General features: G+C 65.1%; 18 protein-coding genes. 10 read left to right on the top strand and 8 right to left on the bottom strand.

The features are described 5' to 3' along the window. Positions 1 to 296: 296 nt before the first annotated feature. Both BDOA9_RS05030 and ccmA read right to left on the bottom strand, forming a co-directional pair. A complete protein-coding gene (locus BDOA9_RS05030) occupies positions 297 to 1310 on the bottom strand; it encodes an IS5 family transposase (RefSeq protein ID WP_025032860.1) in 1014 nt (337 codons plus the stop codon). Positions 1311 to 1466: 156 nt separating this feature from the next. Next, positions 1467 to 2069 carry a heme ABC exporter ATP-binding protein CcmA gene (ccmA, locus tag BDOA9_RS05025; RefSeq protein ID WP_025032859.1) on the bottom strand — a complete coding sequence of 201 codons (603 nt, stop codon included), beginning with the start codon at positions 2067 to 2069 and terminating at the stop codon, positions 1467 to 1469. 241 nt (positions 2070 to 2310) lie between these two features. Here ccmA and acnA point away from each other — a divergent pair, with 241 nt between their 5' ends. The 3 genes from acnA (at position 2311) to BDOA9_RS05010 (ending at position 7022) form a co-directional block, all read left to right on the top strand. Then, positions 2311 to 5031 carry an aconitate hydratase AcnA gene (acnA, locus tag BDOA9_RS05020; protein ID WP_025032858.1) on the top strand — a complete coding sequence of 907 codons (2721 nt, stop codon included), beginning with the start codon at positions 2311 to 2313 and terminating at the stop codon, positions 5029 to 5031. 231 nt (positions 5032 to 5262) lie between these two features. Further along, a complete protein-coding gene (locus BDOA9_RS05015; protein ID WP_025032857.1) occupies positions 5263 to 6039 on the top strand; it encodes a DUF1223 domain-containing protein in 777 nt (258 codons plus the stop codon). 611 nt (positions 6040 to 6650) lie between these two features. Continuing rightward, on the top strand, positions 6651 to 7022 hold the full coding sequence (locus BDOA9_RS05010) for a DUF2794 domain-containing protein (RefSeq protein ID WP_025032856.1): 372 nt from the start codon (positions 6651 to 6653) through the stop codon (positions 7020 to 7022). 60 nt (positions 7023 to 7082) lie between these two features. Here BDOA9_RS05010 and BDOA9_RS05005 read toward each other — a convergent pair whose 3' ends face one another. The 4 genes from BDOA9_RS05005 to BDOA9_RS04990 all read right to left on the bottom strand — a co-directional run bounded on the left by BDOA9_RS05005 (position 7083) and on the right by BDOA9_RS04990 (position 12196). Beyond that, positions 7083 to 7613 (bottom strand): GNAT family N-acetyltransferase, encoded by a 531-nt coding sequence (locus BDOA9_RS05005; protein WP_025032855.1) that lies wholly within the window; start codon positions 7611 to 7613, stop codon positions 7083 to 7085. Between the two features lie 224 nt (positions 7614 to 7837). Then, positions 7838 to 8629 (bottom strand): Bax inhibitor-1/YccA family protein, encoded by a 792-nt coding sequence (locus BDOA9_RS05000; RefSeq protein ID WP_025032854.1) that lies wholly within the window; start codon positions 8627 to 8629, stop codon positions 7838 to 7840. A 280-nt stretch (positions 8630 to 8909) separates the two neighbouring features. Continuing rightward, positions 8910 to 11480: an ABC transporter permease gene (locus BDOA9_RS04995; protein WP_025032853.1), complete on the bottom strand. Its 2571-nt coding sequence runs from the start codon at positions 11478 to 11480 to the stop codon at positions 8910 to 8912. Beyond that, positions 11477 to 12196: an ABC transporter ATP-binding protein gene (locus BDOA9_RS04990; RefSeq protein WP_025032852.1), complete on the bottom strand. Its 720-nt coding sequence runs from the start codon at positions 12194 to 12196 to the stop codon at positions 11477 to 11479. Before BDOA9_RS04990 ends, BDOA9_RS04995 begins: the two co-directional genes overlap by 4 nt. A gap of 55 nt (positions 12197 to 12251) precedes the next feature. On the opposite strand from BDOA9_RS04990, the gene BDOA9_RS04985 reads away from it, so the two are divergent. Both BDOA9_RS04985 and thpR read left to right on the top strand, forming a co-directional pair. Then, a complete protein-coding gene (locus BDOA9_RS04985; RefSeq protein ID WP_025032851.1) occupies positions 12252 to 12887 on the top strand; it encodes an arylesterase in 636 nt (211 codons plus the stop codon). Positions 12888 to 13064: 177 nt separating this feature from the next. Next, positions 13065 to 13601 (top strand): RNA 2',3'-cyclic phosphodiesterase, encoded by a 537-nt coding sequence (gene thpR / locus BDOA9_RS04980; protein WP_025032850.1) that lies wholly within the window; start codon positions 13065 to 13067, stop codon positions 13599 to 13601. Positions 13602 to 13617: 16 nt separating this feature from the next. Here the strand turns inward: thpR and BDOA9_RS04975 are convergent, their stop codons facing one another. Both BDOA9_RS04975 and BDOA9_RS04970 read right to left on the bottom strand, forming a co-directional pair. Further along, entirely contained in the window at positions 13618 to 14022 is a 405-nt protein-coding gene (locus BDOA9_RS04975) for a type II toxin-antitoxin system VapC family toxin (protein WP_025032849.1), read from the bottom strand. Then, positions 14022 to 14276: a type II toxin-antitoxin system VapB family antitoxin gene (locus tag BDOA9_RS04970; RefSeq protein WP_025032848.1), complete on the bottom strand. Its 255-nt coding sequence runs from the start codon at positions 14274 to 14276 to the stop codon at positions 14022 to 14024. Before BDOA9_RS04970 ends, BDOA9_RS04975 begins: the two co-directional genes overlap by 1 nt. A 164-nt stretch (positions 14277 to 14440) precedes the next feature. Here BDOA9_RS04970 and zapE point away from each other — a divergent pair, with 164 nt between their 5' ends. The 5 genes from zapE to sucD all read left to right on the top strand — a co-directional run bounded on the left by zapE (position 14441) and on the right by sucD (position 19648). Beyond that, positions 14441 to 15628, top strand: coding sequence for a cell division protein ZapE (zapE, locus tag BDOA9_RS04965; protein ID WP_025032847.1), 1188 nt, complete (start codon positions 14441 to 14443; stop codon positions 15626 to 15628). 243 nt (positions 15629 to 15871) lie between these two features. Next, positions 15872 to 16840: a malate dehydrogenase gene (gene mdh, locus BDOA9_RS04960; RefSeq protein ID WP_025032846.1), complete on the top strand. Its 969-nt coding sequence runs from the start codon at positions 15872 to 15874 to the stop codon at positions 16838 to 16840. A 205-nt stretch (positions 16841 to 17045) separates the two neighbouring features. Next, positions 17046 to 18245: an ADP-forming succinate--CoA ligase subunit beta gene (gene sucC, locus BDOA9_RS04955; RefSeq protein ID WP_025032845.1), complete on the top strand. Its 1200-nt coding sequence runs from the start codon at positions 17046 to 17048 to the stop codon at positions 18243 to 18245. A gap of 4 nt (positions 18246 to 18249) precedes the next feature. Then, positions 18250 to 18729, top strand: a complete 480-nt coding sequence (locus tag BDOA9_RS04950) for a DUF1579 family protein (protein WP_025032844.1) — start codon at positions 18250 to 18252, stop codon at positions 18727 to 18729. 34 nt (positions 18730 to 18763) lie between these two features. Continuing rightward, a complete protein-coding gene (gene sucD / locus BDOA9_RS04945) occupies positions 18764 to 19648 on the top strand; it encodes a succinate--CoA ligase subunit alpha (protein WP_025032843.1) in 885 nt (294 codons plus the stop codon). Positions 19649 to 19680: the final 32 nt, after the last annotated feature.

Here is a 19680-nt window from a genome sequence, read left to right as displayed (position 1 = left end):
GGTGGCCCTCCCGGCGGAGCAGACGTGGAGGCCGGGCTGGAGCTCCGGGTGCGGTGCGCTCCCTCCCCCGCCTGCGGGGGATGGTTGGGGAGAGGGTGTCTCGACCACGATGACTCCCCGAGAGGAGAGAGCCCTCACCCGGCGCTGCGCGCCGGCCTCTCCCGCAAGCGAGAGCTTTGCGTAATGAGTTGTGCTGGAGTGAAGTTCGATATGGGGCTTTTTTTGAACGGCCTCGCGTAGCCCCAGAGGGGTGGGGCGTCTGTTTTTCGTGGCCGCGGGGTAGCGGCGGGTGGTGGTCACGCTGCGGCTCCTATCGGGCACAGCACCGCCCATCGTTTGAGGTTCATGGCGAGGCAGATCAGGCGCAGATGCGTCTGATTGCGCGCCAAACCCAGATAGCGAGCGCGCGCCCAGCGGTAGCTGCCCTTGAGGCGCGCGAAGACCTGCTCGACCGGTGCGCGGCGCTTTCCCACGGCATTGTTGAAGCGCTTCTGCCGCTCGGTGAGCGGATGATGCTTGTTCGGCCGGAACATCAGCCTCGGCTTGATTCCTCGCGCGGCGAGCCCGCTGCGGCGCTTGTGCTTGTCATAGGCTTGGTCGGCATAGACCGCCTTCTCATCACCACAGACCAACTCGTCGGCGGGCACCGTGTCGTTGACCGCAGCGTCGGTCAGCTTGCTGCGGCGGACGATGGCCGAACTCTGATCCATGCCGATATGGGCTTTGTAGCCGAAGTACCGCTTGCCGCCCTTCTTGGTCCAGCGTGCATCTGGATCGCGCTTGCTGTTGACCAGCTTGCTCGGTTCACGGCCGTCCGGGCCGGGCGGCTGCGGGTCCTTTGGCGGCTTCGGCGGCTTTACTGCTGCCGAGATCAGGCTCGCATCGATCAATGTGCCCCGGCGCAGCACCAGCCCGCGTGCGTCGATCTGATGCAGGATCTCGGCGAACAGCTTCTCGTCCAGACCGGCTCGCTGCAAAGCCTCGCGGAATCGCCAGATCGTCGTGTGATCAGGCGTCTCGTCGCTCAGCACAAAGCCGCAGAAGGCGCGGAACGAGGCCCGGTCGTCGAGCGCTTCCTCCAGCGCCGGATCGGAAAGCCCATACCATTGCTGCAGCAGCAGCGCCTTGAACAGCACCAGTCGCGGATAGGGCGGAGGGCCGCGCTCCGGCTCCGGAAGACCATTCAGCACTCTCTCCACTGCCGCCCAGTCGACCAGTTCGCCAATCCGCTTCAGCACCGGGCTACCCTTCCCCCGCCGCGATACCAGCGCATCCGCGAAGCTCAGTTGCCCAACCTCTCGATATGCCATCCGAATCCGCCTCCACCACAGGCCCTAGAGAATCGCAAATCCTCCTCTTGTGCAAAGCTCTCGCTTGCGGGAGAGGCGAGGGAGCCCGCGGCGACGGCTGCGCCTGGAATGCCAGAGCAGCGCCTGGCCGCTCGGAAAGCTGAGGGTGGGACCCGATCACGCCGCACCTCCGATCCGCAGCTCCCGCGATTCGATACCGAGCGGGGCGTGGGTCGCCGCGATGATCATGCCGCCGGCAGCCAGATGCTGGCGCATCAGGCCGGCGAACATGTCCTGACCGGCAACATCCAGCGCATTGGTCGGCTCGTCCAGGAGCCAGACCGGGCGGCCGACCGTCAACAGCCGGGCCAGCGACAGCCGGCGGCGCTGCCCCGCGGACAGGAATCCGGCGGGCAGATGGGTGGCGTGGTCGAGGCCGACCCTGGCGAGGCTCTCGGCCGCATCAAACCGCTCGCCGCCAAGGAAATTAGCCCAAAACGCCAGGTTTTCGGCAACGCTCAGCGCCGGCTTCAGGGCATCGCGGTGGCCGAGATAGTGGCACTGCTCCGCCAGGGTCATTTCAGCCTCGCCCCCCTCCAGCGCGATCGTCCCGCCGGCGGGAACGAGCAGGCCGGCGATCAGCCGCAGCAGCGAGGTCTTGCCCGACCCGTTGCGCCCGACGACCGCGATTGCCTCGCCCGAGACGGCTGTGAAATCGAGCCCGGCGAACACCTCGCGTCCGCCGCGCACGCATCTCAGCCCGTGACCGGACAGCCGCATGTCGCCTCGTTTCAACCCGCTCACAGCCAGGCCTCAGGAAAACTTGGGGTAGCGCATGGGAATTTTTGGCTCGGGAATTGCTGCGGCACGATAGTGGCTGTGGCGGCGCGGTTAGAAAGCTTCTATAAGCCCGGAACTACTTGATGCAGCAACTCAACCTGCCCCTGCAAGCGGCCCAGCCTGATACGCTGACGGTGTTAAAATACCCTGCCGGGTATAACTAACAATTGGGATCTCCTACATGACCTCGCTCGACAGCTTCAAATGCAAAAAGACTCTCAAGGTCGGCGCCAAGACCTATGTCTATTACAGCCTGCCCACCGCCGAGAAGAATGGTCTGAAGGGAATTTCGAAACTTCCCTATTCGATGAAGGTCCTGCTTGAGAATTTGCTGCGCAACGAGGACGGCCGCTCGGTCAAGAAGGAAGACATCGTCGCGGTCTCGAAATGGCTGCGCAAGAAGTCGCTGGAGCATGAGATCGCCTTCCGCCCGGCGCGGGTGCTGATGCAGGACTTCACCGGCGTGCCCGCGGTGGTCGACCTCGCCGCGATGCGCAACGCGATGCAGAAGCTCGGCGGCGATGCCGAGAAGATCAATCCCTTGGTGCCCGTCGATCTCGTCATCGACCATTCCGTGATCGTGAACTTCTTCGGCGACAACAAGGCCTTCGGCAAGAACGTCACCGAGGAATACAAGCAGAACCAGGAGCGCTACGAGTTCCTGAAGTGGGGCCAGAAGGCGTTCTCGAACTTCTCGGTCGTGCCGCCCGGCACCGGCATCTGCCACCAGGTCAACCTGGAATATCTGGCCCAGACGGTCTGGACCAGGAAGGAGAAGATGACGGTCGGCAAGAAGACCGGCACCTTCGAGGTGGCTTATCCCGACTCGCTGGTCGGCACCGATTCGCACACCACCATGGTCAACGGCCTTGCCGTTCTCGGCTGGGGCGTCGGCGGCATCGAGGCGGAAGCCTGCATGCTCGGCCAGCCGCTGTCGATGCTGCTGCCCAACGTCGTCGGCTTCAAGCTGAAGGGCGCGCTGAAGGAAGGCGTCACCGCGACCGACCTCGTGCTGACCGTGACGCAGATGCTGCGCAAGCTCGGCGTGGTCGGCAAGTTCGTCGAGTTCTTCGGCCCCGGCCTCGACCACCTCTCGGTCGCCGACAAGGCGACGATTGCCAACATGGCGCCCGAATACGGCGCGACCTGCGGCTTCTTCCCGGTCGACGCCGCCGCGCTCGACTATCTCAAGACCTCCGGCCGTGCCTCGGCCCGCGTCGCGCTGGTGCAGGCCTACGCCAAGGCGCAGGGCCTGTTCCGCACCGCCAAGTCGCCCGACCCCGTGTTCACGGAAACGCTGACCCTCGACCTAGGCGACGTCGTGCCGTCGATGGCCGGTCCGAAGCGTCCCGAAGGCCGCATCGCGCTGCCGACCGTCGCGGACGGCTTCTCGCTCGCGCTCGCCAGCGAGTACAAGAAGGCCGAGGAGCCGGCCAAGCGCTTCCCCGTCGAAGGCAAGAATTTCGACATCGGCCATGGCGACGTCGTCATCGCCGCGATCACCTCCTGCACCAACACCTCGAACCCGAGCGTGCTGATCGGGGCGGGCCTTTTGGCGCGCAACGCCGCTGCGAAGGGCCTGAAAGCAAAACCGTGGGTGAAGACCTCGCTCGCCCCCGGCAGCCAGGTCGTGGCGGAATATCTCGCCAATTCCGGTCTGCAGCCCGATCTCGACAAGGTCGGCTTCAACCTGGTCGGCTTCGGCTGCACCACCTGTATCGGCAATTCCGGTCCGCTGCCCGAGGAGATCTCGAAGTCGATCAACGACAACGGCGTCGTCGCGGCCGCCGTGCTTTCCGGCAACCGCAACTTCGAAGGCCGCGTCTCGCCGGACGTGCAGGCGAACTATCTGGCCTCGCCGCCGCTGGTGGTCGCCTACGCGCTCGCCGGCAGCGTCACCAAGAATCTCGCCACCGAGCCGCTCGGCGAGGGCAAGGACGGCAAGCCGGTGTACCTGAAGGACATCTGGCCGACGACCAAGGAGATCAACGCCTTCATGAAGAAGTTCGTGACCGCGTCGATCTTCAAGAAGAAGTATGCCGACGTGTTCAAGGGCGACACCAACTGGCGCAAGATCAAGACGGTCGAGAGCGAGACCTATCGCTGGAACATGTCGTCGACCTATGTGCAGAACCCGCCCTATTTCGACGGCATGAAGAAGGAGCCGGAGCCGGTCACCGACATCGTCGAGGCGCGCATCCTCGCCATGTTCGGCGACAAGATCACCACCGACCACATCTCGCCGGCCGGCTCGATCAAGCTCACCTCGCCCGCCGGCAAATATCTCAGCGAGCATCAGGTGCGCCCCGCCGACTTCAACCAGTACGGCACGCGCCGCGGCAACCATGAAGTGATGATGCGCGGCACCTTCGCCAACATCCGCATCAAGAACTTCATGCTGAAGGGCGCGGACGGAAACATCCCCGAGGGCGGCCTGACCAAGCACTGGCCCGACGGCGAGCAGATGTCGATCTACGACGCCGCGATGAAGTACCAGGAGGAGAAGGTGCCGCTGGTGGTGTTCGCCGGCGCCGAATACGGCAACGGCTCCTCGCGCGACTGGGCCGCCAAGGGCACCCGCCTGCTCGGCGTGCGCGCCGTGATCTGCCAGAGCTTCGAGCGCATCCATCGCTCCAACCTGGTCGGCATGGGCGTGCTGCCGCTGACCTTCGAGGAAGGCACCTCCTGGTCCTCGCTGGGCCTCAAGGGCGACGAGAAGGTGACGTTGCGCGGCCTCGTCGGCGACCTCAAGCCGCGCCAGAAGCTGACCGCGGAGATCGTCTCCGGCGACGGTTCGCTGCAGCGCGTTTCGCTGCTCTGCCGCATCGATACGCTGGACGAGCTCGACTACTACCGCAACGGCGGCATCCTGCACTACGTGCTGCGCAAGCTCGCGGCGTAAGCGCGGATTTGTGAACGATGGCTCACTGCGAAGTGAGTAGAAGCCTTAACGAAGGCGGCCTATCAAAGGCCGCCTTCGCGCGTTTGCGGTACGCTTCAGATGGGCTCCGCCCGGCGGAAAACCTCCCTCGGATGGTGGCCCGGACGGATGAATGTACCGCGCCCCGTAAGACTACGGTGACCATCCGGCGATAAGATTTTCCCCTGACAGCAACGGTGTGCGGCGTTCGACATGACGACAATGACGGCTTCCCATCTGATTCCACGTTGGTCCGGTGCCCTCTGGTCGGGAGCTCTCGGCATCTGTGCGATCATCGCCGTGATCCGTCCCGCCCAGGCTGAACCGCGCGCCGTCGTCGAGTTGTTCACCTCGCAGGGCTGCTCGTCCTGCCCGCCCGCCGACCAGATCATCGGCGATCTCTCCAAGGATCCCTCCGTCATCGCGCTGAGCATGCCGATCGATTATTGGGACTATCTCGGCTGGAAGGACACGCTGGCGGATTCGCGCTTCTCTGCACGGCAGCGTGCTTATTCGCGCATGCGCGGCGACCGCGAGGTCTACACGCCGCAGGTCGTGGTCAACGGCTCCACGCATGTCGTCGGCAGTGATCGCGCCGGCATCGAGAACGCGATCGGCAAGACCGACAAGGGCAACGGCGTGATGAGCGTGCCGGTGACGATGTCGCTCTCGGGCAAGCAGATCAACGTCTCGGTCGCCGCAAGCAAGGAGCCCACGGTCTCGCGCGGCGAGGTCTGGATCTGCTCGATCGCCAAGTCGGTGCCGATCGCGATCGCCCGCGGCGAGAACAAGGGACAGCAGGTCACCTATCACAACGTGGTGCGCAGCCTGCTCAAGGTCGGCGACTGGACCGGCCGTCCGGAGAGCTGGACGGTGCCGATCGAGAATCTCACGCGCGACGGCGTCGACGGCGCGGTGGTCTACGTCCAGGACGGCAGCCGGGAAAGACCGGGCCCGATGCTGGGCGCGGCGTACACCTCGCTGCATTGAAGCAGCCGCACTTCGAAATCCTTGATCTCCGAGACTGCTCTCAATCCTCGTGGTGAGGAGCGCGCTCTTGCGCGCGTCTCGAACCATGAAAGGCCCCGCTGATGCAGCTCCGGCCTTCATCCTTCGAGACGCCGCGCGAAGAGCGCGGCCCTCAGGATGAGGGGAGAAAGTCCCGCTCGGATGTTCGGAGAGAGGCCGTGCCGGCAACATCCCGGCACAAACAAAAAAGGACCAACTTGCGTTGGCCCTCCTTGTCGTGCGTACAGACCCGATCCTGTTCGGCCCCGGGGGGCTGGGGGCTGAGGAATCCGGAACCGAAAGGACCGGGTCAACGCACGTGAGTCTTTTCGCAATGCAGGGCGGCGGGCGGTTGGCGGAAAAGCGGCGATACTATGATTCCTGCTAACGATCCCGTGACGGTTTGCCGCGAGGGAGTTCCACCCCTGCGTGTGCCCGGATGCGCTGTCGATTCGAGGGGTTGAACCCCTTGCGGTGCGGAACGGTTGGCGCAATCATGCAATTGTCATGAACGCGGTTCCGGGGACGGTCTTCGCGGACGCGGGTCATAGCCGTGCGAATGAGATTGCCGTGCGAATGAGGAGGCGCTTCCCATGAATCTGACCTCGGAGGATGCCGACCCGAGCGAGCAGCGCGCGGCGGCGCGCCCCGCCGCGGCGAATGCACCGCTGAACCGGGTGACGTTCAACCGGCTCGAGCTGCACCGGATTCTCAATCTCTACGGTCGCATGGTCGCCGACGGCGAGTGGCGCGACTATGCCATCGACTTCCTGAAGGACCGGGCCGTGTTCTCGGTCTATCGCCGCGCCTCGGAAGTGCCGATCTATCGGATCGAGAAGGACCCGCGGCTGGCGCGCAAGCAGGGCATGTACAGCGTGATCTCGGCGACCGGCCTGATCCTGCGCCGCGGCCATGAGCTCGAGCGGGTGCTGCTGGTGATCGATCGGAAATTGGCGGTGGTGTAGACGAACCATCGGTCGTCATTCCGGGTTCGCGCTACGCGCGCCCCGGAATGACGGATGCCGTTATTTCCCTGGCACCGTGCGCGCGCCCTCGCCGAGGTCGCGCTGCATCATCACGGTGTCCAGCCAGCGGCCGAATTTCAGCCCGACACTGGGATGCGTGCCGATCATCTTGAAGCCGCACCTCGTGTGCACGCCGATCGATCCGGCATTGGCGGAATCGCCGATGACCGCGATCATCTGGCGGAAGCCGCGCGCCTCGCAATCGGCGATCAGCCGTTCCAGCAGCATGGAGCCGACGCCGCGGCGGTGGAACGCAGGGTCGAGATAGATCGAGTTCTCCACCGTGAAGCGATAGGCCGGCCGCGGCCGGTAGGCGCCGGCATAGGCATAGCCCGCCACGCGCCCGTCAAGCATGGCGACGAAATAGGGGTAGCCGCCGTCGATCAGCGCGCGATAGCGGCGCGTCATTTCCGAGAGGTCGGGCGGTTCCAGCTCGAACGTCGCCGTGCCCTCGCGGACAGCCTGCTGGTAGATGGCGGTGATGGCGGGAAGGTCGGCCTCGGTGGTGGGCCTGATATCGGGAGCGGACATGAGGGGAAGATTAGAGCGTTCCAGCGGGCGCTGGAAGGGGTTCCGCCGTCTCCACAGCCGTCATTGCGAGCGCAACGAAGCAATCCAGAAATGCGTCCGCGGAGGGACTCTGGATTGCTTCGCTGCGCTCCGCAATGACGGTGTTTAGGGCTGCTACCGCGCCCCAAAACAAAAACCCCGGCCTCTCGGCCGGGGTTCGTGTCCGTTCGCTCTCGTCGTTGCGCCTACTCGCGCTGGCCGAGGAGCTGCAGCAGCAGCGTGAACAGGTTGATGAAGTTCAGGTACAGCGACAGCGCGCCGGTGATGGCCGCACGCTCTGCGATGTCACCGCCGGCCGAGGCATAGCCGTAGATGTAGTCGTTCTTCAGCCGCTGGGTATCCCAGGCGGTCAGGCCCGAGAACACCAGCACGCCGACCACCGACACGATGAACTGCAGCATCGAGCTGGCCAGGAACAGGTTCACCAGGCTGGCGAGAACGATGCCGATCAGGCCCATGAACAGGAACGAGCCCATCCCGGTGAGGTCACGCTTGGTGGTGTAGCCGTAGAGGCTCAGCGCACCGAAGGTGGCCGCGGTGATGAAGAACACCCGCACGATCGAGGTGTGCGTGAACACCAGGAAGATCGACGACAGCGAGATGCCCATCAGCGCCGAGAACACCCAGAACAGGATCTGGGCGGTCGAGGGGGCCAGACGGTTGATGCCTGCCGAGATCACGAACACCATCGCGAGCGGCGCAAGCATGAACAGCCACTTCAGGGGGCTGACGAACATCGCGTAACCGAACGGCGTCAGGAACAGCTTGCCGACGCGGACCGCGTCCGCCGTCGGAACGTCGGTCACGGCAGCCATGTAGACGCCGAGCGCGGCGAGACCGGTGATGGCCAGGCCGATGGTCATGTAGTTGTAGACGCGCAGCATATAGGCGCGCAGGCCGGCATCGACCGTCGCGGCGTCAACACGCCCGGCGGCCCTGCCGAAAGGAGAAGCGTAGTTACGGTCTAGGTCCGACATGGTCGAATTCCCGTTGGTTGGTCCGGTCCGGCATGAGGGTCGCCATGCTGCCGGTTCGTCAAACTCTATCTCGGATACCGCTGCCAACCGACTAAATTCCGGCTAACAATCGGGGCTCCGAACCCATTCGATATGTGGGAAACTAACACATTCGCCGCAACCTTCCACGCGCGGCTGAATGTCGCCCTTGGCGCCAATCCTGACGCGAATCTGACGAGCAGCGTGGTTAATCGCGGAAACCGGGGCGATTTCGCCCGGCTCGATCCGCCGCTTCAATTTGTCACAAATTTCGCAACACCGTCGCGGGCTTTTTGTTCAATGCCAGCAGCGTGCCGGCAAGCCCGAGCCCGACGGTCACGACCAGCGCGGCCGCGACCACGCCGGCGGCGCTGCCGGTCTGCCAGACGAAGCTCAGCGTCATCAGCCGCGTCACGATGATCCAGGCAGCGATGCTGCCCGCGATCACCCCGAACATTGCGGTGGCAAGGCCGATCAGCAGGTATTCCAGGGCATAGGCGCCGAGCAGCCGCAGCCGCGTCGCGCCCAGGGTCTTCAGGATCACCGCATCATAGACCCGGTGGCGGTGGCCGGCGGCGAGCGCTCCGCCCAGCACCAGGATCGCCGAGATCAGGGTCACGGCGCTGGCGCCGCGGATCGCCAGCGCCAGATTGGTCACGACCGAGCCGACCGTCTCCATCACCTCGCGCACGCGCACGCTCGTCACCATCGGATAGGCGTCGGCGACCTCCTTGATGATCTTGCCGTCGCCCGCCGCCTTTCCGCCCGCTTCCGTCAGCGTCGCGATATGGGTATGCGGCGCGCCCTTGAAGGCGTTGGGCGAGAACACCAGGACGAAATTGATGCCGAGACCCTGCCAGTCGATGGTGCGCAGATTGCTGATCTTGGCCGGGATGTCGCGGCCGAGCACGTTGACCACCACCTCGTCGCCGAGCTTGAGGCCGAGCCCGTCGGCGATCTTCTTCTCCAACGAGACCAGCGGCGGGCCGGAATAATCGGCACGCCACCATTCGCCCTCGACCACCTTGGAGCCCTTCGGCAGCTCGGCGGTGTAGGTCAGGCCGCGGTCGCTCTGCAGCACCCATTCGGAATCGGTGCTGGGCTTGAGCTCCTCGGCGCGCACCCCGCGCGCGGCGACGATGCGGCCGCGCAGCATCGGCACGTCCTCGATCTTCGCGCCGGGCGCGATCTGGCGCAGATACGCGTCGAACTGCTCGGCCTGCGCGCTCGGAATGTCGATGAAGAAGAACGACGGCGCCTGGTCGGGGAGCGCTGCGAGGAACTGCCGGCGCAGATTGCCGTCGATCTGGGTGATGGTGACGAGCACGGCAAGCCCGAGCCCGAGCGACAGCACGACGGACGGCGTCAGTGCGCCCGGCCGGTGGATGTTGGCGATCGCCAGCCGCAGCATCGGCAGCCGCGACCGCGGCAGCCGTCGCGCAATCGCCATCAGCAGGGCGGCGATGCCGCGCAGCAAGGCGAACACCACCACGGAGGAAGCGACGAACACCGCCGCGATACGCTTGTCGAACGACAGACCGATCACGACCGCGATCAGGAGCACGATCACGACCGCCATGAACGCGAGATAGCTCGCGCGCGGCCGGTGCCATTCCGAGCTGATGGTGTCGCGGAACAGGGCGGCCACCGGCACGTCGTGCACGCGCCCGAGCGGCCACAGGCCGAAGGCGAGCGCGGTGAGGAGGCCGTAGACGAAGGACAGCGCGAGCTCGCCTTCATGCACGGCCGGCACCACCGGCAGCGGCAACAGCTTGCCGAACAGGCCGACGATGGCGAAGGGCATGGCGGCACCGAGCGCCAGGCCGATCACGGACCCGATCGCGGCCAGCAGCACCACTTGCGCCAAATAGATGCCGAACACGTCCCGGCCGGTGGCACCGACGGCCTTGAAGGCGGCGATCACCTCGAGCTTGCGGTCGATATGGCTCTTGACGGCGTTGGCGACGCCGACGCCGCCGACCAGCAGCGCGGCGAGGCCGACCAGGGTCAGGAACTGCGTGAAGCGGCTGATATTGCGCTCCAGCTGCGGCGAGGCATTGGAGCGGCTGCGGATCTCCCAGCCGGCCTGCGGCGCGGCGCTCCGCGCGTCCGCGATGAAGGCTTCCGTGGCGCGCTCGCTGTTCGCAGTCTCGGGCAGCTTGACCCGGTAGACCCATCGCACCAGGCTGCCGGGCTGGATCAGGCCGGTGGCGCGCAGGGCCGCCTCGCTGATCAAGAAGCGCGGCCCGAAGCCGATGCCGCCGGCGAGCTTGTCGGGCTCGGCCTCGACGGTCGAGCGGATCTGGAACGTCGCGGCCCCGATGGTGACGCGGTCGCCGGTCTTCAGCGACAGCCGCGCCAGCAGCGTCGGATCGGCGGCGGCGCCGAACGCGCCGTCACGCTCCGCGAGCAGATCGGCCATCGGCAGCTTTGGTGCCAGCGTCAGCTGTCCCAGCATCGGATAGGTGCCGTCGACCGCCTTCATCTCGACCAGCGCCAGCTTGCCGTCGGCCGAGCGCGCCATGCCGCGCAAGGTTGCGGCGGTCGAGAGCGTGCCGCGCGAGCGCAGGAAGGCGACCTCGTCCGGCTTGGCCTCGCGCTGGAACAGCACGAAGGAGACGTCGCCGCCGAGCAGCGTGCGGCCTTCGCGCGCGAGCCCGTCGGACAGGCTCGCCGAGACCGAGCCGACGCCGGCGATCGCCATCACGCCGAGCGCGATGCAGGCGATGAAGACATAGAAGCCGCGCAGGCCGCCGCGCAATTCGCGCAAGGCGTAGCGCAGCGACAGCGCGACGGCGTTCGGCTTCGCGAACGATTCGGCCACGGCGCTCATGCGGGCGCGGACTGCCTGTCGATGCGCCCTGAGCGCAGGCGGATGACGCGATCGCAGCGATGCGCGAGCGAGGAATCGTGCGTCACCAGCACCAGGGTCATGCCGCGCTCGGCATGCTTGGTGAACAGCAGGTCGACGATCTGCTTTCCGGTCGCCTCATCCAGATTGCCGGTCGGCTCGTCCGCGACGAGGATCGCGGGATCGGGTGCCAGCGCGCGGGCGAGCGCGACGCGCTGCTGCTCGCCGCCGGAGAGCTGCGTCGGATAATGATGCAGGCGGTCGCCGAGCCCGACCGATTGCAGCTCCTCTGCCGCACGCCTGGCGGCATCGGGATTGCCGGCGAGCTCGAGCGGCACCGCGACGTTCTCCAGTGCCGTCATGGTCGGGATCAGGTGGAAGGACTGGAAGACGATGCCGACCTGGCGGCCGCGGAAGCGCGCCAGCGCGTCCTCGTCGAGGGCATTGAAAGGCGTGCCATTCACCACCACCTCTCCGCTGTCAGGACGCTCCAGCCCCGCCATCACCATCAGCAGCGTGGATTTGCCCGAGCCTGACGGGCCGATCAGGCCGATCGTCTCGCCCGAGGCGACGCGCAGGCTGATATCCTTGAGGATGTGAACGCGTGCGGCGCCCGTGCCCAATGAGAGATTGACGTTGGAGATGGCGATGGTGTCCGCGGCTGCGGCGAGCGAAGAGGGGTCGATGCGAGTGTCCATGGTCCGGTCATATGGCAAGTCCGCACGCGGGGTCGAGAGGCGTTACGGATTGTTCATGCACATAGCCGTGTTGATGCTCGCCTTCATGACGGTGGCGAACCCGGCTTGGGCGGGCGCGACCAAGCCGGTCAAGCTCGTCGTCCTCGGCGATTCCTTAAGCGCAGGGCTCGGCCTTCCGGCCCCCGAGGCGTTCCCCCAAAAGCTTCAAAAAGCCTTGCGGGACAAAGGCATAGCGGTCGAGGTGACCAATGCCGGGGTGTCCGGCGACACCACCTCGGGCGGCCGCGACCGGCTCGACTGGTCGGTGCCCGATGGAACTGACGGCGTCATCGTCGAGCTCGGCGCCAACGACGCGCTGCGCGGCCTCGACCCCGATTTGGCGCGCGCCGCCCTGACCGACATCGTGCAGCGGCTCAAGGCGCGCAAGATTTCGGTCATGCTCTGCGGCATGCTGGCGCCGCCGAATTACGGCGCCGAATACGCCGCGCGCTTCAATTCGATTTATCCGGATCTGGCGAAGCAATTCGACGTGCCGCTCTATCCGTTCTTCCTCGAGGGCGTCGCGGCCGACGCCAAGCTCAACCAGCCCGACGGCATTCATCCGACCGCTGAAGGCGTCGACATCATCGTCCGCAGGATCATGCCCACGGTGGAGGCATTCATTGGCACGATCGCTGAGCAACGGCGTTGAAAAGCGGGCAACGCTAACCCTAATTCCCAGGGTTTTACCGGGGTGAAGCGCGGCATGCTTCGCAGAGTCACACAACTGCGATAGGAATCGGAGTACCGGTGATTCGTCGCCGGCTCTAATTTGGATATGGTTACTCGCTGTTCGAGCACCGTACCCAAGCATCGGGAGTGCGAAACGATGCCGCGTTTGTTCACGGGTCTGGAAATTCCGGCCGAGATCGGCCAGTCGCTTTCCAACTTGAGGGGTGGCCTCCCCGGCGCCCGCTGGATCGATCCCGAAAATTATCACGTCACCCTGCGCTTCATCGGCGACATCGACGGCGCCTCCGCCAACGAGATCGCCTCGATGCTGTTTCGCGTCGACCGCAAGCCGTTCGAGGTGAAGGTGCAGGGCCTCACCAGCTTCGGCGGCCGCAAGCCGCGCGCGGTGGTTGCCACGATTGCGCCGAGCAAGCCGCTGATGGAATTGCAGGCCGAGCTCGAGCGCATGATGCAGCGGATCGGCCTCGACCCGGAGGGCCGCAAATACATCCCGCACGTCACGCTCGCGCGGCTGCACGACGCCTCCGACCGCGACGTCGCCGACTATCTCTCGATCCGCGGCTATTTCCCGAGCAAGGCGTTCATGGCGGAACGCTTCGTGCTGTTCTCCTCCCGCGCCTCCACCGGCGGCGGCCCGTATGTGGTCGAGGACGCCTACGAGCTGTGTGAATAGGCCTAGCTCGGCGGCATCAGCGCGGCAGCGCGGCGCCTGCTCGCCTGATGTCGGTCTTTGCGAAGTCGTCGCCTTTGAACAGCAAGGGTTCGCCGCGGGTCATAGCCAGCGCATAAGAGAAGCAATCACCGTAGTTGAGCGACGCGGCGTGTCGTCCCTTTCCGTAGCGCCGCCAGGCCCGCCGCGCTGCATCGGCTTGCGCGGCATCGACGGCGACGATCTCCGCGCCCATCTTGACGAGCCAGAGATCGAACTCACGCCCGCCTGCTTCCCCAAGCCGCGTCTCGATCACCATCGTCGCTTCAACCACAGTCGCTGCAGAGATCAAACGGATCGGATCGTCTACAATCAAGCGCTCAATATCGCCCGCACCGGCTTCGTTGAGAGCGATTGCTACGATCGCCGATGAGTCGATCACCATCAGCGTGGCAATCCATGCTCGTCGTATCCGAGAATTTCCTCGGGCGTGCGGTCGTCCACGACGCGCATCTCGCTCCAGCGTCGCCTGATCTCGGCCAGATCTTCGAGCAGCGCGTCCTTGCGCGTTTGAGCGTTGAGCCTGCGCAATCGCTCTTCGAGCGCGCGCTTGGTTGCAGTCGTGATGTTCTCGCCGGTCAATTGGGCCAGGCTTCGCGCCAATTGCTCCGTTTCGGGGTCCTTGATGCTGAGCGCCATTTCGAGGTTCCTTGGTTCCTCAGTAGGTATATTCTAGCTGACTGGAGCGCAAGAACTGTTCGTGGGAAGAACCGGCGCCGCGCGAGCGCGAGGGCATAGGGCGCATAAGCCCATTGCGCCGATACGCAGTTGCAATTTCCCTCCGTCTCTGGCGGTAAAGAGCCATGCTCTCCACCCCAAATTCCTCATTCCGCGAGGCTTACCAGGCCGAGATCGCGTCCGGCGCGATCGAGCCGGATGCCGCGCAGGCCGAGGTCGCCGAGGCCTATGCGGCGCTGGACCTGCGGCTTTCGACCTACAAGCCCGCGCGCAAGCAGGGCCTGCTCAGCCGCCTGTTCAGCTCTGGCGACAAGGACGAGGCGCCGCGCGGGCTCTACATCCATGGCGAGGTCGGCCGCGGCAAGACCATGCTGATGGACCTGTTCTTTCAGCACGCATCGGTCGAGCACAAGCGCCGCGCGCATTTCCACGAATTCATGGCCGACGTCCACGAGCGCATCTACGACTACCGCCAGAGCATCGCGCGCGGCGAGATCGCCGATGGCGACGTCATCGCGCTGACCGCGAATGCGATCTTCGAGGAGAGCTGGCTGCTCTGCTTCGACGAATTCCACGTCACCGACATCGCCGACGCGATGATCCTGGGCCGGCTGTTCGCGAAACTGTTCGAGCTCGGCACCGTCGTGGTCGCAACCTCGAACGTCGCGCCCGACGATCTCTACAAGGGCGGCCTGAACCGCTCGCTGTTCCTGCCCTTCATCAAGCAGATCACCGACCACATGGACGTCGCGCGGCTCGATGCGCGCACCGACTTCCGCCTGGAGAAGCTGCAGGGCGTGCCGATGTGGCTGACGCCGGCCGACGGCGATGCCGACGCCGCGCTCGACCGCGCCTGGAAGCGGATGACTGGAGGCGCCAAATGCCGCTCGCGCGACATTTCGATCAAGGGCCGCATCCTGCACGTGCCGTGCTCGGCCCATGGAGTGGCGCGGTTCTCGTTCGCCGACCTCTGCGAGCAGCCGCTCGGAGCATCCGACTACCTCAGGCTGGCGCACGACTATCACACCATCCTGGTCGACCATATTCCAGTGATGGACGTCTCCCAGCGCAACGCGGCCAAGCGCTTCATCACTCTGATCGACACGCTCTATGACAATGCCGTGAAGCTGATGGCCTCGGCCGACGCCAACCCGATCTCGCTTTACCTCGCAACCGACGGCGTTGAGGCCATGGAGTTCAAGCGGACCGCCTCGCGCCTGATCGAAATGAGCTCGGAATCCTATCTGGCGCTGCCTCACGGCCGCAAGGATTCCACCGCCAGCGGCTCGACCAAGGGGCTGGTCGAGACTTAAGTCCTATCTCTGACGTCATTGCGGGGCGTCGCAAAGCGACGAGCCCGGAATCCATACTCCGGATGGTGGTTATGGATTCCGGGCTCGCGACTTCGTCGCGCCCCGGAATGACGGATTCGGTGTGTTGGCCGAAATCTCGGCAAGCCCGACAATTGGGCATTGGGCGACTTGAACGGGGGAGGCGAAAGGGATAACCACCCGTCTCAGTTTTCCCCTCCTTACGTCTCCAAAGGACAGGTTCACATGGCGCGCGACAAGATTGCTTTGATTGGCTCCGGTCAGATCGGCGGAACGCTGGCTCACCTCATCGGCCTGAAAGAACTGGGCGACGTCGTGATGTTCGACATCGCCGAAGGCGTGCCGCAGGGCAAGGCGCTCGACATCGCGCAGTCCTCGCCGGTCGACGGCTTCGACGCTCACTACACCGGCGCCAATTCCTACGAGGCGCTCGACAACGCAAAAGTCTGCATCGTCACCGCCGGCGTGCCGCGCAAGCCCGGCATGAGCCGCGACGACCTCCTCTCCATCAACCTCAAGGTCATGGAGCAGGTCGGTGCCGGCATCAAGAAGTACGCCCCCGACGCCTTCGTCATCTGCATCACCAACCCGCTCGACGCCATGGTCTGGGCGCTGCAGAAGGCGTCCGGCCTGCCGCACAAGAAGGTGGTCGGCATGGCCGGCGTGCTGGATTCGGCCCGCTTCCGCTACTTCCTCGCCGACGAGTTCAACGTCTCCGTCGAGGACGTCACCGCCTTCGTGCTCGGCGGCCACGGCGATACCATGGTGCCGCTGGTGAAGTACTCCACCGTCGCCGGCATTCCGCTGCCCGACCTCGTCAAGATGGGCTGGACCTCGCAGGCGCGCCTCGACGAGATCGTCGACCGTACCCGCAACGGCGGCGCCGAGATCGTCAATCTGCTCAAGACCGGCTCGGCCTTCTACGCGCCGGCGGCCTCCGCGATCGCGATGGCCGAGAGCTATCTGAAGGACAAGAAGCGCGTGCTGCCCTGCGCCGCCTATCTCAACGGCGAGTACAGCGTGAAGGACATGTATGTCGGCGTGCCCGTCGTGATCGGCGCCAAGGGCGTCGAGCGCGTGGTCGAGATCGAGCTCGCCGGCAAGGATCGCGAGGCCTTCGACAAGTCGGTGGGCGCAGTGCAGGGCCTGGTCGATGCCTGCAAGAAGATCGCACCCGATCTTCTCGGCCGCTAAGGCAAAAGCTAGACCCGCCGAAGATCGAAACCCGGTCTTCGGCGGTTTCACTTCCGGACCCCCGCTGACCGGGGTGGGGTTCCGGTTTCGGCAGAGATCTCGATGTCAAAGAATCCGGGTTGCAGTTCCTGTGGTATATGGTATGCCAGCCACAAGACTGAGGTGGCCCATGGGGTCACCGCCCGCGGGTTCAGGGAGCGACCAAATGAATATCCATGAATATCAGGCCAAAGCGCTGCTGCATGAATTCGGCGTTCCGATTTCGCGCGGCGTAGCGGTTCTCAAGGCCTCGGACTCCGACGCCGCCGCACGACAGCTTCCCGGCCCGGTCTGGGTGGTGAAGAGCCAGATCCATGCCGGCGGGCGCGGCAAGGGCAAGTTCAAGGAAGCCTCCGCCGGCGACAAGGGCGGCGTCCGCATCGCCAAGTCGGTGGAAGAGGTCAACGAATTCGCCAAGCAGATGCTGGGCGCGACGCTCGTGACCGTTCAGACGGGACCTGCCGGCAAGCAGGTCAACCGGCTCTACATCGAGGACGGCTCCGACATCGACAAGGAATTCTACCTCTCGATCCTGGTCGACCGCGAGACCTCGCGCGTCTCGTTCGTGGTGTCGACCGAAGGCGGCGTCAACATCGAGGACGTCGCGCACAACACGCCCGAGAAGATCGTCACTTTCTCGGTCGATCCCGCAACCGGCATCATGGGCCATCACGGCCGCACCGTGGCGAAGGCGCTGAAGCTATCAGGCGACCTCGCCAAGCAGGCCGAGAAGCTCACCGCGCAGCTCTACGCGGCCTTCGTCGCCAAGGACATGTCGATGCTGGAGATCAATCCGCTGGTCGTCACCAAGCAGGGCGAGCTCCGCGTGCTCGATGCCAAGGTGTCGTTCGACGACAACGCCCTGTTCCGCCATCCCGAGATCGCGGTGTCGCTGCGCGATCTGACCGAGGAGGACGCCAAGGAAATCGAGGCGTCGAAATACGATCTCAACTACGTCACGCTCGACGGCAATATCGGCTGCATGGTCAACGGCGCCGGCCTCGCCATGGCGACGATGGACATCATCAAGCTCTACGGCATGGCGCCGGCGAACTTCCTCGACGTCGGCGGCAGCGCCAGCAAGGAGAAGGTCGCGGCCGCGTTCAAGATCATCACCGCCGATCCCAACGTGAAGGGCATCCTGGTCAACATCTTCGGCGGCATCATGAAGTGCGACGTGATCGCCGAGGGCGTCACGGCTGCGGTTCGCGAGGTCGGCCTCAGCGTGCCGCTGGTGGTTCGCCTCGAAGGCACCAATGTCGAACTCGGCAAGAAGATCATCCGTGAATCCGGACTGAACGTGGTGCCCGCCGACAATCTCGACGACGCCGCGCAGAAGATCGTGAAGGCCGTCAAGGGAGGCTGACGCCATGGCCCAGGACCATCTCGCCGCATCATCTCCGCTCCCCGAGCACGCGCGCCTCGCCGCGTTCGCCGGCGAATGGGATGGTGAGGAGATGGTCTTCCCGTCGCGCTGGACGGCGGGCGGGCCGGCCACCTCGCGCACCGTCGCGCGCATGGATCTGAACGGGTTCTATCTGATCCAGGACTCGGTCCAGATGCGCGAGGGCAAGCAGGTCTTCGCCACCCACGGCCTCTTCACCTTCGACCGCGACGACCGGACCTACAAATTGTTCTGGTACGACTCGCTCGGCTACACGCCGCCCTCGCCCGCCTCGGGCGGATGGGCCGGCAACACCCTGACACTGGTGCGCGGCTCGCTCCGCGGCAATGCGCGCCACGTCTACGAGATCATCAATGCGGATTCCTACTCGTTGAAGATCCAGTTCTCGCCGGACGCGGAAGGCTGGTCCGACGTCCTCACCGGCGTCTACCGCCGCATCCACTGACCCTCACTCTGTTAGCTTCGCGAAAGCAGACCTCATGTCCATCCTGATCGACAAGAACACCAAGGTCATCTGCCAGGGCTTCACCGGCAAGAACGGCACCTTCCATTCCGAGGCCGCGATCGCCTACGGCACCAAGATGGTCGGCGGCACTTCGCCGGGCAAAGGCGGCTCGACGCATCTGGGCCTGCCGGTGTTCGACACCGTGCGCGAGGCGCGTGAGAAGACCGGCGCGGACGCGTCGGTGATCTACGTGCCGCCGCCGGGCGCGGCGGACGCGATCTGCGAAGCCATCGACGCCGAGGTCCCGCTGATCGTCTGCATCACCGAGGGCATTCCCGTGATCGACATGGTGCGCGTCAAGCGCTCGCTGCTCGGCTCCAAGTCGCGCCTGATCGGGCCGAACTGCCCGGGCGTCATGACCGCCGGCGAGTGCAAGATCGGCATCATGCCCGCCAACATCTTCAAGACCGGCTCTGTCGGCATCGTCTCCCGCTCGGGCACGCTGACCTACGAAGCCGTGTTCCAGACCTCCCAGGAAGGCCTCGGCCAGACCACCGCGGTCGGCATCGGCGGCGACCCGGTCAAGGGCACCGAATTCATCGACGTCCTGGAGATGCTGCTCGCCGACCCCAAGACGGAATCGATCATCATGATCGGCGAGATCGGCGGTTCCGCCGAGGAGGACGCCGCCCAGTTCCTCAAGGACGAGGCCAAGCGCGGCCGCAAGAAGCCGATGGTCGGCTTCATCGCCGGCGTCACCGCCCCTCCCGGCCGCCGCATGGGTCATGCCGGCGCCATCATCTCGGGCGGCAAGGGCGATGCCGGTTCCAAGACCGAGGCGATGAATTCCGCTGGGATTACAGTGTCGCCGTCGCCGGCGCGCCTCGGCCATACGCTTGCCGAAAAATTGAAGGGCTAATTCACTTCTTCGTGCTTTTCCGGGCGAAGTTT

This window comes from Bradyrhizobium sp. DOA9 (assembly GCF_000617845.2).
In the GTDB taxonomy this organism is placed as follows: domain Bacteria; phylum Pseudomonadota; class Alphaproteobacteria; order Rhizobiales; family Xanthobacteraceae; genus Bradyrhizobium.
This window is presented reverse-complemented; position numbering and strand designations above follow the sequence as displayed.